The following is a 13,618-nucleotide window of genomic DNA, read 5'->3' as shown; positions in this document are numbered from 1 at the left end:
TCACCCCTTCCGCTCGCTGCGGGGCGTCAGTTGCCCCGGCGAGATGAAGCCGATCGGCTGGATCGATGCGGCATCCTGCTTCAGCTTTGCGGCGATCTGCTGGTAATCGCGCTCCATCTCGTCCGTCACGCTTGCGCGCGATTCCTCCAGCGCAGCTTCAAAGTGAGCCATCGAAACTTCACGCGCCGTCAGCGATCGACGCAGCGCGATCAAGCCGGCACGCCGCACCACATCGCCGAGATCGGCGCCGGTAAACCGCTCGGTTCGCCGCGCCACCAGATCCAGATCGACATCTTCGCCGAGCGGCATCTTCGCGGTTTGGATCCCCAGAATACGCCGCCGCCCGGCCTCATCCGGCACACCGACGTAGATCAGCTCGTCGAACCGGCCCGGCCGCAGTAGCGCCGGATCGATAAGGTTTGGCCGATTGGTTGCCCCGATCACCACCACGGACTGCAATTCCTCCAGCCCGTCCATTTCGGCAAGGATGGTGTTGACCACCCGCTCGGTTACTTGCGGCTCGCCCAGCCCTCCGCCACGCGCCGGCACCAGGCTGTCGAGCTCGTCGATGAAGATCACGGTCGGCGCTACCTGCCGCGCGCGGGCAAACAGCCGCGCAATCTGCTGCTCGCTCTCGCCGTACCATTTGCTGAGCAGGTCGCTCGACTTGGTCGCGATGAAATTCGCCTCCGCCTCACGTGCCACCGCCTTGGCCAGTAGCGTCTTGCCCGTGCCCGGCGGCCCGTACAGCAAAAAGCCCTTCGCGGGCCGGATGCCCAACCGTCGGAAGGCGTCCGGGTCCTTCAGCGGCAGCTCGACGCCCTCTTTCAGCCGCATCTGCGCGTCGTCCAGCCCGCCGACGTCGTCCCAGCGGACCGTTGGCGCCTGCACCATCACCTCGCGCATGGCGCTCGGTTGGACGCGCTTCAGCGCCTCCATGAAGTCCTCGCGGGTCACCGCTAGCGTATCGAGCACCTCAGGCGGGATCGTCCGCTCCTCCAGGTTCAGCCGTGGCATGATCCGCCGCACCGCCTCGATCGCCGCCTCACGGGTCAGCGCGGCGAGGTCAGCACCGACAAAGCCGAAGGTGGTCCGAGCCAGCTCATCAAGGTCCACACGATCGCCCAATGGCATGCCGCGCGTATGGATGCCCATGATCTCGCGCCGCCCGCGCTCGTCCGGAACGCCGACCACGATCTCGCGGTCGAATCGTCCTGGGCGTCGCAGCGCCTCGTCGATCGCCTCGGGGCGGTTGGTGGCCGCGATGATGACCAGGTTCGCGCGCGCCTCCAGCCCGTCCATAAGCGTCAGCAACTGTGCCACCAGCCGCTTTTCCGCCTCGCCGGAGACCTGCCCGCGCTTGGGTGCGATCGAGTCGATCTCGTCGATGAACACGATCGAGGGCGCGGATTTCGACGCTTCCTCGAACACCTGCCGCAGCCGGCCCTCGCTCTCGCCGTACGCGGAGCCCATGATCTCCGGGCCGTTGATCAAGAAAAATTGCGCGTCGCTCTCATTGGCGACGGCGCGTGCCAGCCGCGTCTTGCCGGTGCCGGGCGGACCGTGCAGCAGCACGCCCTTGGGCGGGTCGACGCCCAGCCGCTGGAACAGCTCGGGATAGCGCAGCGGCAGCTCGACCATCTCACGCAGCTGGTCGATCGTCGCCGCCATGCCGCCGATGTCGTCGTACGTCACGTCGGCGCGCCGCGCCTCGTTCGGCTCCTCATATTCGGGCCGAAGCTCGACTTCAGTATTCTCGTCGATGTGGACAATGCCCTTGGGCGCCGCGGACACGACAACCAGGCGGATCTCCTGCAGCGCATAGGCCGGCGCATTGACGAACTGCTGCATTCCAGGCGGCATGTTCGCCACCCGCTGGTGCCCCGCCGTCGCCACCACATCGCCCTGCGCCAATGGACGGCCAATGAAGGTGCGCTTCAGCGCCACCGTCGATCCCTGCAGCCGCAAATTCTGCGCCGCCGGTGCGAACACGACGCGCGTCGCTGGCTTCGATTCGGCGCGACGTACCTCAACGAAATCGCCCGATCCAACGCCCGCGTTGGCACGCTGCAGGCCGTCGATGCGTACCAGCGCCAGCCCCTCGTCCTCCTGGTACGGGCCGACCGCCCGCGCCGGCGTCGCCTTCTTGCCGACGATCTCGATCACGTCGCCTTCGGTCAGGCCAAGCGATGCCATGAACGCCCGCGGCAAATGCGCAATGCCGCGCCCGCTATCTTCGGGCCTTGCGTTGGCAACCTGCAATTTGGTCGCCGGTGTATCGCTATCGGCCACGCGCTTCTCCTTCGGTATCCAAGTCCGCTAAGATAGATACGCACGAACGCTTTTGGAGTGGCGCGGGGCCCACTCAGTGTCGGTGGAAAAGGGGGAAGGTCGTAATGCCGGATGGCAGCCAGCGGACGACGTGTGAGGTTCCTCCTAAATCAATCCCCAGCCCGCCTTGCTTACGGAGCGCTGTGCTTATGGAAGCAGGCCTGGGCAACGGCATAAAAAAAGGGCCGACCCGAAGGCCGGCCCATGAAAGTTTTTAGGAGAGGATGCCTGAAAGGCACCTCGTTTTTGGGCCAGACCCGACCATTGTGCAAGTGCGAACAACACAGCCGCGATTGCAGAATGTGCAAACGTTTGGTACTTTGATTGCCGTACGGAGTTGCCGTTTGCGGCCGCTGAGCAGGATAGTCACTCCCATGCGCCGATTGCCGCCGCTTACCGCGATTGAGGCGTTTGTAGCCGTGGCACGGCTCGGATCGGTAAAGGCGGCAGCGGAGGAGCTCGCCCTGTCAGCCCCCGCGCTGAGCCGCAGATTACAAACATTGGAACGGTTCCTCGGCCGGCCGTTGTTCGATCGACGACACCAGGCGATGGTGATCAACGGTGACGGCGACCGTCTCCTGACGCAGATGGCGCCGCTCCTCGACCAGCTATCTGACGTTGTCGAGTCCATGACCAGCGCCGTAGAGGTTCTTCGCCTGCGGCTGGGTGTGCTGCCGCTTTTTGCTTCCCAGCGGCTCTTTCCTCGGCTGGCGGAGTTGCGGGGCGCCCACCCCGAATTGCATCTCGACATCGACACGGGCGCGCACGGTGTCGCGCGCCTGGGGGAGGGTTTGGATGCGGTGATCGCGCTCGCGCGGGACATCGATCCGACCCTTTACGCGCACCGGCTTGATCGAAACCGGGTGTACGTCATCGGCGCACGATCATTGGTGGAGCGACCCGACCCGATTGTTCGTCCGGAACAACTGACAACGCTCACCGCACTGGTTCATCGCGAGATGCCCGACACGTTCGTCGCCTGGCGTACGGCTGCCGGCCTCCACGATATCGAGCCGCTCGCGATTGATCATTTCGATTCCGGCGCCCTGATGCTTGAGGCCGCTGCACAAGGGCTCGGCGTCGCCTTCATGCACGAAAGCCACTTTCAGGACGCAGCCGACCCACGTCTCGTCCGGCTGTTCGATATCGAGGTGGAAAGCCCGTACAGTTACTGGTTCGTCTGCCGCCCGCGCGCGCTGCAGATGAAGCAAGTGCGTATTTTCAAGGATTGGCTGATCGGCACGCTGGGGTCGGAAAAATCCTGAGACCTCGGCTACGCGCCGCGGCAGAAACGTGCCTGCTGGCAGCGGCACCCCGAGCGATCGCCCCCGTTTGCGAGATATCCGCGATATCCCGCAAACGGCTGGCTACGATCGCTTAGGAGGCGCGCATCTTGACGATCTTGCCCGGCTCGCGCGGCGGCTCGCCCTTGGGCAGCGCGTCGATCAGCTCCATGCCTTCAGTGACTACGCCCCAGACGGTATACTGGCCGTCAAGAAAGCGTGCATCGTCAAAGCAGATGAAGAACTGCGAATTGGCGCTGTTCGGATCGTTGGTCCGCGCCATCGAGCAGACGCCGCGCACGTGCGGCTCCTTGGAAAACTCCTGCTTCAGGTTCGGCTTGTCCGATCCGTGCATGCCGGTGCCGGTCGGGTCGCCCCCCTGCGCCATGAAGCCGGGGATTACGCGGTGAAAAACGACGCCGTCGTAAAAACCCTCGTTGGAGAGTTCGGCGATGCGCTTGACGTGCTCGGGCGCCAGATCAGGGCGCAGCTTGATCGTGACGTCGCCGCCGTCCAGCGTCATTACCAGCGTGCTAAAGGTATCGGCCATGCTAGGCTCCTTCCGGTCATCGGGAATGCGGCGCCCTACCCGCGCCCCGGCATCAACGCAAATCGCCGTGGTTGGCACCGCCAAACTGTGCCGCTAGAGGCGCGACACTTAGCAGGCAGCCGATTGGGAGGCGGGTGATGAGCGATACCGAACTCCGCGGCGATGATCGCGTCGACGAGGGCGAACGCCAGCTGGACGACGATGACCGGCTGAAACCCGAATTCGTCAATGCAGTGCTCGAGGCAGTCGACTCGGGCGAGACTGAACAGGCCAAGCGCCTGGTCGAACCGCTCCACCCTGCCGACATCGCTGACCTGTTCGAGCTCACCCCGGAGGATCAGCGCGCGCCACTTGCCGCCGCGCTGAATGATCTGCTCGACGGCGACGTGTTCGCCGAGATGAACGATTACGTTCGCGAACAACTTATCGATGCTCTCGATGCACGTCAGGTCGCGGACCTTGCCTCTGAACTGGATACGGATGACGCGGTTGCGATCATCGAGGATCTCGATGCCGAGGATCAGCGCGAAGTGCTCCGCGCGATGGAGCCCGATGATCGCGCGGCCATCGAAGAGGCGCTGAGCTATCCAGAGGAATCCGCCGGGCGCTTGATGCAGCGCGAGTTGATCGCGGTGCCCGAGCATTGGACTGTCGGCGACACCATCGATTATCTGCGTGGACATGAAGAACTGACGACAGACTTCTGGGAGGTCTTTGTCGTGGATCCCGCGCACAAGCCGGTCGGCACCTGCGCGCTGTCCTGGATCCTACGCACGCCCCGTTCCGTCTCCATGTCGGATGTGATGAAGCGCGAGCAGACGCTCATCCCCGTAGACATGGATCAGGAGGAAGTGGCGTTGCGCTTCCAGAAGTATGCGCTGATCTCGGCAGCGGTGACCGATGGCTCCGGCCGCCTTGTCGGCATGATCACGGTCGATGATATCGTCCACATCATCCAGGAAGAAGCTGGCGAGGATGCGCTCCTGCTGTCGGGCGCCGGCGAGGGCGACATCAACGAGCCGGTCTTTGACAGCTACAAGGCACGTGTACGCTGGCTGATTGCCAACCTCTTCACCGCATTGGTCGCCTCATTCGTCATCTCCCGCTTTGAAGACACGATTACGCGGATGGTGGCGCTCGCCACTTTGATGCCGATAGTCGCCGGCGTGGGCGGAAATGCCGGCACGCAGACGCTTGCGGTCACCGTCCGCGCGATGGCGATGAACCAGCTTACGCAGTCAAACACCGCTCGGGCGATCATGCGTGAAGTCCACGTAGCGTTGTTGAATGGCGTGACAGTTGCACTGGTGATCGGAACGGGCGTGGCGTTGATCTTCGCTAACCCGATGCTGGGCGGCGTGATAGCAGCGGCCATGATGACCAACATCGTGGTGGCCGGCCTGGCCGGTGTCCTGGTGCCAGTCGTTTTGGAACGGCTCAATGCGGATCCGGCGGTGTCGTCATCAATCTTCGTCACCATGACGACCGATTCGATCGGCTTCCTCGCCTTCCTTGGCTTGGCCACCGCCTCTGGCCTCGTCGGCTAAGGCACCCCACATGGCGGCTTCCATGCCGTCTGACACCACACCTCTGACCGTCGCCCCACCTCTGCACATCACCAAGGTCGCGTTCGGTCACACCAGCGTCGAGCATCTCGCAGAGCGCCTGAAGGAGCGGGGCGCTTCCGGGTCATTGTTTCTTACCACGCGGTACCTGCCCAAGCGCTATGAGGAGATTGTCGGGCGCGGATCGCTCTTCTGGATCATCAAGCATCAGCTTGTCGCGAGGTCGCCCATCCTCAGCTTCGGAGAGGCGGAGGACGGAAGAGTCGCGATCCATATCGACCCGGCCGTGCGCCTCGTCGCGGCTCGGCCGAAGCGCGCCCATCAGGGCTGGCGCTATCTGGAGCACGCAGACGCTCCGCAGGACCTCAGCGGCGACGGCAGCGGCATGGCTGCGCTTCCCCCCGGATTGCTGGGCAAGCTGGCCGAGCTTGGACTCGTTTAGACCAGCGCGCCGACCACATCCATGAACCGCGACAGGCTTATCGGCTTTGACACATAGGCTTCGGCCCCGGCCGCGCGGATGCGCTCTTCGTCATCGCGCCCGGCATAGGCAGTCACCGCCATCACGGGGATCGATTGCAGGTCGTCATCCGCTTTTAGCTCGAGGATCAGCTCATATCCCGTCACATGGGGCATCTGAATGTCCATGATGATCAGGTCCGGGCCGAATTCCCGCGCTCGCGCCACCGCCTCGCGCCCGTCACGAACCGGTTCGGCGGCATATTCGTGCGCGCGCAGCAGGTCACAGAACAGCTTGAGGTTGAGTTCGTTGTCCTCGACAACGAGCACCTTCTTTGCCACGCGCGTCATTCCCCCGTTTGGCAGGCGAAGATAGGCAATGAAGCGAGGCGTTACAAACGAAGAACCGGCGGACGCCCTTGCTCTGCGCGCCGTTGCCTGGACGTTGTCGGATCCGGACCGCGCAGCTCGGCTGCTATCGTTGACCGGCCTGGAACCGGATGATCTGCGTGCGCGCCTAACCGACGCAACGGTGCTGGCTGCCTGCCTCCAGTTCCTCGAAGCGCATGAACCCGATCTCATTGCCTGTGCGCAGTCGCTCGATGTTCCGCCGGAGGCGCTGGTACGCGCCCGCTACCAATTGGAGCCGCTATGACCACGATGTCCGCCCGTCCCTTGCTCATCTCCGATTGTGATGAGGTCCTGCTGCACATGGTGCGTCACTTCGGAACGTGGCTGGGTGAGGCGCACGCGATCGATTTCGAGCCCACCAGCTGGGAATTGGGGCGCAACATGCGCCGACGGCACGACGGGGCCGTTCCGTCACGTGAGGAAATGATGGGCTTGCTCGATGGCTTCTTCCCGGCGGAGATGCACCGCCAGACGTTGGTGCCCCACGCCCGCGAGGCGCTCTCACGAATCGCCGAAATCGCCGACATTGTGATCCTCACCAACCTGCAGGATCAATGCCGCACTCACCGCATGGATCAGCTTGCGGCATTCGGTATCGAGCACCGGGTTGAGTGCAATCAGGGGCCGAAAGGCGGTCCAGTCGCCGCCCTCGTCGCCGAACATGGCAATCCAGTCACCGTATTCATCGATGATCTACCGATGCACCATCAGTCGGTGGCGGAACATGCGCCGCAGGTGCATCGACTTCACATGGTTGCGGAGCCGACTCTTGCTCCAGGCGTGCCACCCGCCCCGGCCGCCCATGCCCGAATCGACGCTTGGCCAGAGGCTTTGGCGTGGATCACCGATCGCTTTGCCGCAGGCCAGCCGGCAGAGCATTGACCCACGCCAATCCCTGGTGTTGAAACCGGCCGCATGACTGACCGTATCGATCAAAAGCTCACGGAGCTCGGCCTTTCGCTGCCGACCGCCGCTGCCCCTGTCGCCACCTATGTTCCCGCCGTTGAAGCCGGCGGTCTTCTTCATGTGTCCGGGCAACTTCCGTTCCGCGATGGCGCAGTCGTCACCGGTCAGCTAGGTACGGACGTGGATGTCGCAGCCGGCCAGGAAGCGGCCAAGCTGTGCGCCCTGATGGTTGTCGCGCAGGCGAAGGCGGCTCTTGGCGATCTGTCGCGTGTGGTGCGGATTGTGAAGCTCGGCGTGTTCGTCAATTCCGCCCCCGGATTCGGTGATCAGCCGGAGGTCGCCAATGGCGCATCGGACCTGATGGTTGCGCTGTTTGATGACGCTGGCAAGCATGCCCGCGCGGCCGTCGGGGTTGCGGCGCTGCCACGTAACGCCGCCGTTGAGGTGGACGCCATCATCGCGGTGACCGCCTGACCCTAGATCTGCCTCCCCGCCGCTGGCTGAGCGGGCGTGTTACGGATTCCCGCTTGTCGTCGTCGTCGCTCAGCGCGTGCGATGGCGGGCGGACCTTAGGCGGAGCGCGCACCGGGCGAAAGCGCGCTGGAGCATGAACGTCAGCGCGCGCCTCGCAACCGGGGTCGCTGAAATCCCTGCCGAGCAGTGGGACGCTTGCGCCGGCACCGGCAACCCCTTCGTCAGCCACGGCTTTCTCTCCGCACTCGAAGAGTCCGGCAGCGTGAGCGGCCGCAGCGGCTGGCAGCCGGTGCCCATAATTGTGGACGGCCCGGACGGCGCGCCGATCGCGGTCGCGCCCGCCTATGCGAAGTCGCATAGCCAAGGCGAATATGTGTTCGATCATGCGTGGGCAGATGCATGGGAGCGCGCGGGCGGCTCCTATTATCCCAAGCTTCAGATCGCGGCGCCTTTCACACCGGTGCCCGGCCCGCGGCTGCTGCTACGCGATCCGAGCGCAGCACCGGCACTGATTGCGGCGCTGGAAGCGGTGACTGACCAGCACGACCTGTCCTCTGCGCACGCCACCTTCGTATCGCCAGATCAGCTGCCCGCCTTCGAGGCGGCGCGCTGGCTGGTACGCGAGGGCACTCAGTTCCACTGGCGCAATCAAGGTTTTGCCACCTTCGATGATTTCCTCGCCACCCTCGCAAGCCGTAAGCGGAAAGCGATCCGCAAGGAGCGCGCAGCCGCGGTCGAGGGGCTGGAGATCCGCCATCTCACCGGCGCCGAGATCGGCCCGCGCGAGTGGGATGCGTTCTGGACTTTCTATCAGGATACCGGCAGTCGCAAATGGGGCCGCCCCTATCTGACCCGCTCCTTCTTCCCCTTGCTGGGTGAACGCATGGGGGACCGCGTTCTGCTGATTCTGGCAGAGCGGGACGGGATCCCGATTGCCGGCGCGCTTAACCTGATCGGGGCTGATGCGCTCTATGGCCGCTATTGGGGCTCCACCGAAGAAGTGCCCTTCCTCCATTTCGAGCTATGCTACTATCAGGCGATCGACGCAGCCATTGCGCGTGGGCTGGCCACTGTGGAGGCTGGCGCACAGGGGGAACACAAGCTCACCCGCGGCTACGCGCCCGTCCCCACTTGGTCGGCGCATTACATTCCCAATCCCGGGTTCCGCCGGGCTGTCGCTGACTTTCTGGAGCGCGAACGCGCTGCGGTCGAGTTGGATCAGCAGTTCCTTGAGCGGCTTACGCCCTTTCGCAAGGGAGGCTGACGTTATCGGACGGCTCGTGCTCGGCCATGGCTTGCCGACCAGGTGCCGTCGTCGGCACCACCTTCGGCGGCACGATCTTGCGCGCCAGCTGAAAGGACCAGCCGATCACTGCGGCGTGGTTCATGTTCACCAGCCCATTCACCTGACGCTGCCGCTGGTTAAGATAGCCAAGTTCAAATGCCGTATTCGACGAAACCGGCAACTGGACACCGACAAAGGTCCAAAGGTCATCATAACCCTTGCGCGCACCCCCATCGGCGTCGGTAAGGTTCCAGTAAAGCTCCGCGGAGATTACGCCTACGGGTCCGCCGCTTTCTTTTTTCGTCAGTGGCGTTGCCAGCAGGATTTGCTGCGCGACCCGCAGGTTCCAGTCCTTGCCCGTCGATCGCTGGCGCTGTTCGAACCGGGTTTGCGCACGAATGCCGACCCTCCCGATCGCGCCCAGGCGATAGGAGGCCTGCTGTAGGAAGCGGTTCTCGTGCAAGTCTTGCGGCAAACGCGCACCGTCGATGAAGGCGTATAAGTAACCCGCGGAGAGGATGAGCGACTCGTTCTTCCGCCATGAAATAACCGGAGGAATGATGGTGATGGGCGCGGTTACCGCGTTGTCAGTGGAAAAGCGGGGCTGAAGATCGCCACTAAGGAAAATATCCTCGGTCAGCGGCGCGATAACCCGAATACTGCCCCAGATCTGGCCCCCGTGATTGGTCTCCGCCATTGCGGGCGAGGAAAGGCACATCACGGCCGTGGCGCTCGCTGCCAAGCGTGCTCTCAAGGTACGTCTCTCCCCCCAGTCAACCCGGTGAACACCCGAACACGGATCAGGTGCCGCAGTGCAGCAAATATTCTGCAATGCAGTGAACCAGAAAGATCAGGACCGCGGCGGCGGGGGGAGCTCAAGCTGCCGCTCGCGGATGCGTCGGGCTCGCAGCTCCAAAAACCAGCGCGGATAAAGTTCTTCGTCAGCGATCTGCGGTGTCGGCCGTCCACGATTGACGATCAGCAACGCGCTTGCGCCCGTCGGTGATCGCCACACGCGGTCAAGGTCGCTGGCGTATCGTGGATTGAACGGCGGCGTCCGCACCAGCCAAACGTAATCGAATGCTTCGCGCGGGAAACGCGCAATGGAGAAGTCGATCGGCTTCCACCATTCGCGCGGGCACCAGCCCGGCGTCACAATTTCTGAAGGATCATGCGCAAACATGCCCGCGGCCGAATAACGCGCCGTCAGCAGCTGCGCCCCCGGCATCGACCATTGGTCATTCGTATAGGCCAGTCGGCGCACCAGCGCGATTGCCGGCAGATGCTCCAGCCGGCTCATCTTCCATTCGTTGCGGCAATTTGTCCCTACAAAGGACACCAGTCGTGCGCCGGCTGGGACCTTGTCCAGCGCGGCAAGCTCGGTGTCATAGTCACGATCAAACAACCAATAGCTGGCGGTGGTGCCCGCGGTACGTGCGAGAAAGAAGGTCATCCCCAGCATGGCGACCACGCCGGCATGGCGCACCGTCATGCCGATCCGCGGCCGGATGGCGATCAGCGCCACGGCAACGACGAACGGCGCCAGCCGCATGTCAGCATAGGCCGATCCGAACACGATCCGAGGGAGCAGCAGGTAGACCGCCCCGAGGAACAGCGCTGACAGGACGAGATTGCGAGAATACTCGATTGCCGGATCGCGACTGGCCTTGAACAGCACGAGCAGGAACACGGCGGTGGACGCCACGTCCCAGAATTCCCACCGGTCGCGCAGGACCATCATCACCCAGGCGACCTTGGCCTGCCAGTTGAACCAGTCGGCCGTCTGCCCGGTGACATGGTCGCCCGACCGCCAGAAAATCATGAGGACCATCGGCAGGGCCAGAGGCACGCAGCCCAGCCCAGCGCGGATCCAGCTTTCGACCCAATGGCCGGATCCCGCGTCCTTGCGCGCATCGTGCTGGCGGATCATCTCTGCCGAAAAGGCGAGGACGCCCAGGACGCCCCAGCCAAAGGTATGACACAGCCACAGCAAGCAGGAGAGCGGCACAAAGAGGAAGGCGCGCAACCCGACGCGCTTCAAACGTCCCATTCGCAGCCACAATGCGAACAGGCAGAGCGCCAGTCCCATGGACAGGGCAAAGTTCACGAACCCGAATTGGAACGGATAGCTATACGCCAGTGGCAGCCCGAACATCGCCGTTGGTGGGATGCGTCCGTGCACCTCGCGCGCAATCCACAGCAGGCCCGCGACCGTCAGCGCTGGGATCGTCATCACGATCAGCTTGACGCCAAGCTCCAGTCCGAAAACGGCTGCGAACGGCACCACCAGCAGGTCGATGCCGAGGTTGCCGATCAGCGACCATTCGAAATTGAACCAGTCCGCAAACCAGGGCGCCTGCTCTACCGGCGTCAGCTGCACGCGGTAGCGCGCCATGTGGCCTGGCAGATCGACCAGCGGCGGAATCTCCGGCCACATCAACGGAACGATCGCGATCAACGTGGCGAGGGCGACAAATTTGCGCGTCTGCCACCAACGAAGGGGCGCCCCCGATTGGTCCATCACACCGCCTTACGGGCGGCGCGCTGGCGAGGGCAAGGGCCGATTGACCCGCCACGCACGCGCCGGGCCACGCACCGCGACCGGTTCAAGCCAGTCGAACCGCTCGCCCCCTTCGAGCCTAGCCCAGAAGCCATCGGGGAAGCGTCGTTGGTACAAGTTGGTTTCGCTGAGCCCCGGGCACGCAGCGACATAGTCGGCACCGCTCGCAAGGATCGTTGCGCGCGCTTGTTGCGGCTGTCCCACGAACGCCCCGATTACAGTCGTCATCGGGCCGGGCGAGCGGTGGTAGCCCGCACCGATCGCGCGGTGGTTTGTCGTCGAAATGATTTCTGGGCTAACGTCTAGCGGCGCGAAGATCAGCCCGGGCGGCAACTCGGCGACAGTGCGGATGTCGCTGATCAGCGCGCACGTTTCGCCCGCCGCGCTTGATTTCACTTTCGCTTGCCAGAGTGGGTCGCCGCTTCTGTCCACCGCGAGGGCGGCGACGGCGAGATAACCCGGCGACGCGGCGATCAGCGCTGCGGCGGTCGCGCCCGTGCGAACAACGACGTGAGGAATGGTACGCGCCCGAATGAGAAGTGCCAGCAACAGCGTCGCCACACCTGGTATGGCGAGCGCGTTGGCGGTGGCGCCGGCGCGATCCACGAAGATCGTCACCGTCACGGCCGCGACCAACACTGCGAGCAACGTGGCCCAGCGGGCCCTTCCCTCCGCTTCCGCTTTTCGCCATGCGCCAACGGTGGCGACCAGCCCGACGAACGGAACCGCCATCGTGACATATGCTTGGTAGACCGGCTGCTGCCAGACCGGCCTGCCTTCCAAGACGTTGAGGTACCAGAGTTGGTACGTCAGCCCCGGCAACGTCGCGAAAGGCCCGGCGAGGCATTGCGGCGCATAGAACAGCAACGCTGCACCCGTAACCGCGCCCGCCCCCCCCAGAGCGGCAAGGCGGAGAACCAGGGTGGATCCCGCAAGGAATCCGGCGGCGGTGGTGGCGAGCGTCCCGACTGCCAGCGTCAGGAGCCAGGCCGGTGAGATGGCGTCGCAAGCGGGCAAAAAGAAGTCCGGCCCGCGCGTCGCGAGATGAAGGCAAATCGCCGCACCCGCGAGGCTCCACATCATCGCCACCAGAAACGGGCGGCGAGCCGGGTCCCATACCCAGGCAGCCGCAGCGACAGCTGCGATGCTTGCGGCGATCGGCAGCCCCTCAAGGGAGATCGTCAGCAAGGCGGCCAGTGCGAGCCCCGCCAGCAAACCGTGCCGCGCCGTCGGCCGATGCAACAGGCAAGCCACGGCCACCAGCGCTAGGACGATCTGCCAGCCGTGGTGATCAACACGCAGGGGCCTTAATTGGACAATAAGGGGCAGGCTCAACGGCGTCAGCAGGGCGGCATAGCGCGCCGCTTCGATGCCGGCGTTACGTCGCGTGATCCACGCGACCAGCAGCATCGTTGAAAGCATCAGCAGCAGCGGCACGATCGTCATCGCCAGCCGGGTTGCCAGGGCGTCGCCCAGCATCGGAGTCGCTGCCACGAGAATGACTGCGAGCGGAAGATCGACGAGCCGCGACCAGTGCATGGGGAATCGGCCATGATTGAGGCGGTGCTGGCCGACGTCCCACCAGCTCTGCCCAGCAAGCCAATCCTTCACCTGGAGGAGGCGCATCGCGTCGTCCGGATCGGACAGGCGGAGAACAAGAATGTCCCTCGCTCCGATCATCACGAAGATGAACGATGCGATGATCCAGGCAACAAGAACCGGACGCAGGATACCACCTTCATCCGCTTGGGTGGGAGTCAGGCTGCTTGGCTGCGATCCGGGCATAGCCAGTTC

At 64.1% G+C, this 13,618-nt stretch carries 13 protein-coding genes; 7 read left to right on the top strand and 6 right to left on the bottom strand.

The genetic code is table 11. The features are described from left to right. Complete coding sequence (locus SPMU_RS02665; protein WP_088331673.1) at positions 1 to 2,292, bottom strand: CDC48 family AAA ATPase; 2,292 nt, start codon at positions 2,290 to 2,292, stop codon at positions 1 to 3. A gap of 413 nt (positions 2,293 to 2,705) precedes the next feature. Here SPMU_RS02665 and SPMU_RS02660 point away from each other — a divergent pair, with 413 nt between their 5' ends. After that, the gene (locus SPMU_RS02660; protein WP_088331671.1) at positions 2,706 to 3,596 is read left to right on the top strand and encodes a LysR substrate-binding domain-containing protein; all 891 of its coding nucleotides are present in this window, start codon (positions 2,706 to 2,708) and stop codon (positions 3,594 to 3,596) included. A gap of 112 nt (positions 3,597 to 3,708) precedes the next feature. On the opposite strand, the gene SPMU_RS02655 is transcribed toward SPMU_RS02660, so the two are convergent. Next, positions 3,709 to 4,164 (bottom strand): peptidylprolyl isomerase, encoded by a 456-nt coding sequence (locus SPMU_RS02655; RefSeq protein WP_088331669.1) that lies wholly within the window; start codon positions 4,162 to 4,164, stop codon positions 3,709 to 3,711. Positions 4,165 to 4,301: 137 nt separating this feature from the next. Here SPMU_RS02655 and mgtE point away from each other — a divergent pair, with 137 nt between their 5' ends. Both mgtE and SPMU_RS02645 read left to right on the top strand, forming a co-directional pair. Then, positions 4,302 to 5,711, top strand: coding sequence for a magnesium transporter (mgtE, locus tag SPMU_RS02650; protein WP_088331667.1), 1,410 nt, complete (start codon positions 4,302 to 4,304; stop codon positions 5,709 to 5,711). A gap of 22 nt (positions 5,712 to 5,733) precedes the next feature. Further along, positions 5,734 to 6,171, top strand: a complete 438-nt coding sequence (locus SPMU_RS02645) for a DUF1489 family protein (RefSeq protein WP_088331665.1) — start codon at positions 5,734 to 5,736, stop codon at positions 6,169 to 6,171. Here SPMU_RS02645 and SPMU_RS02640 read toward each other — a convergent pair. Further along, a complete protein-coding gene (locus SPMU_RS02640) occupies positions 6,168 to 6,530 on the bottom strand; it encodes a response regulator (protein WP_088333115.1) in 363 nt (120 codons plus the stop codon). The two genes, SPMU_RS02645 and SPMU_RS02640, sit on opposite strands and share 4 nt — an antisense overlap. Before the next feature lie 37 nt (positions 6,531 to 6,567). On the opposite strand from SPMU_RS02640, the gene SPMU_RS02635 reads away from it, so the two are divergent. From SPMU_RS02635 to SPMU_RS02620, 4 genes are all read left to right on the top strand, one after another. Next, positions 6,568 to 6,843 (top strand): DUF3572 domain-containing protein, encoded by a 276-nt coding sequence (locus SPMU_RS02635; protein WP_088331663.1) that lies wholly within the window; start codon positions 6,568 to 6,570, stop codon positions 6,841 to 6,843. After that, positions 6,840 to 7,481: a hypothetical protein gene (locus SPMU_RS02630; protein ID WP_088331661.1), complete on the top strand. Its 642-nt coding sequence runs from the start codon at positions 6,840 to 6,842 to the stop codon at positions 7,479 to 7,481. The genes SPMU_RS02635 and SPMU_RS02630 overlap by 4 nt, the downstream gene beginning before the upstream one ends. A gap of 33 nt (positions 7,482 to 7,514) precedes the next feature. Continuing rightward, positions 7,515 to 7,979, top strand: a complete 465-nt coding sequence (locus tag SPMU_RS02625; RefSeq protein WP_088331659.1) for a RidA family protein — start codon at positions 7,515 to 7,517, stop codon at positions 7,977 to 7,979. Between the two features lie 133 nt (positions 7,980 to 8,112). Next, on the top strand, positions 8,113 to 9,243 hold the full coding sequence (locus SPMU_RS02620; protein ID WP_088331657.1) for a GNAT family N-acetyltransferase: 1,131 nt from the start codon (positions 8,113 to 8,115) through the stop codon (positions 9,241 to 9,243). On the opposite strand, the gene SPMU_RS02615 is transcribed toward SPMU_RS02620, so the two are convergent. The 3 genes from SPMU_RS02615 to SPMU_RS02605 form a co-directional block, all read right to left on the bottom strand. Continuing rightward, a complete protein-coding gene (locus SPMU_RS02615; RefSeq protein ID WP_088331655.1) occupies positions 9,218 to 10,006 on the bottom strand; it encodes a DUF2490 domain-containing protein in 789 nt (262 codons plus the stop codon). The genes SPMU_RS02620 and SPMU_RS02615 overlap by 26 nt on opposite strands. Before the next feature lie 108 nt (positions 10,007 to 10,114). Continuing rightward, positions 10,115 to 11,785, bottom strand: a complete 1,671-nt coding sequence (locus tag SPMU_RS02610; RefSeq protein ID WP_088331653.1) for a hypothetical protein — start codon at positions 11,783 to 11,785, stop codon at positions 10,115 to 10,117. 9 nt (positions 11,786 to 11,794) lie between these two features. Continuing rightward, positions 11,795 to 13,609 carry a hypothetical protein gene (locus SPMU_RS02605; RefSeq protein WP_088331651.1) on the bottom strand — a complete coding sequence of 605 codons (1,815 nt, stop codon included), beginning with the start codon at positions 13,607 to 13,609 and terminating at the stop codon, positions 11,795 to 11,797. Between the last annotated feature and the right edge of the window lie 9 nt (positions 13,610 to 13,618).

Source organism: Sphingomonas mucosissima (assembly GCF_002197665.1).
GTDB classification, from domain to species: Bacteria; Pseudomonadota; Alphaproteobacteria; order Sphingomonadales; family Sphingomonadaceae; genus Sphingomonas; species Sphingomonas mucosissima.
Note: the sequence above shows the minus strand (reverse complement) of the source record. Positions and strands in the feature narration are given on the sequence as shown.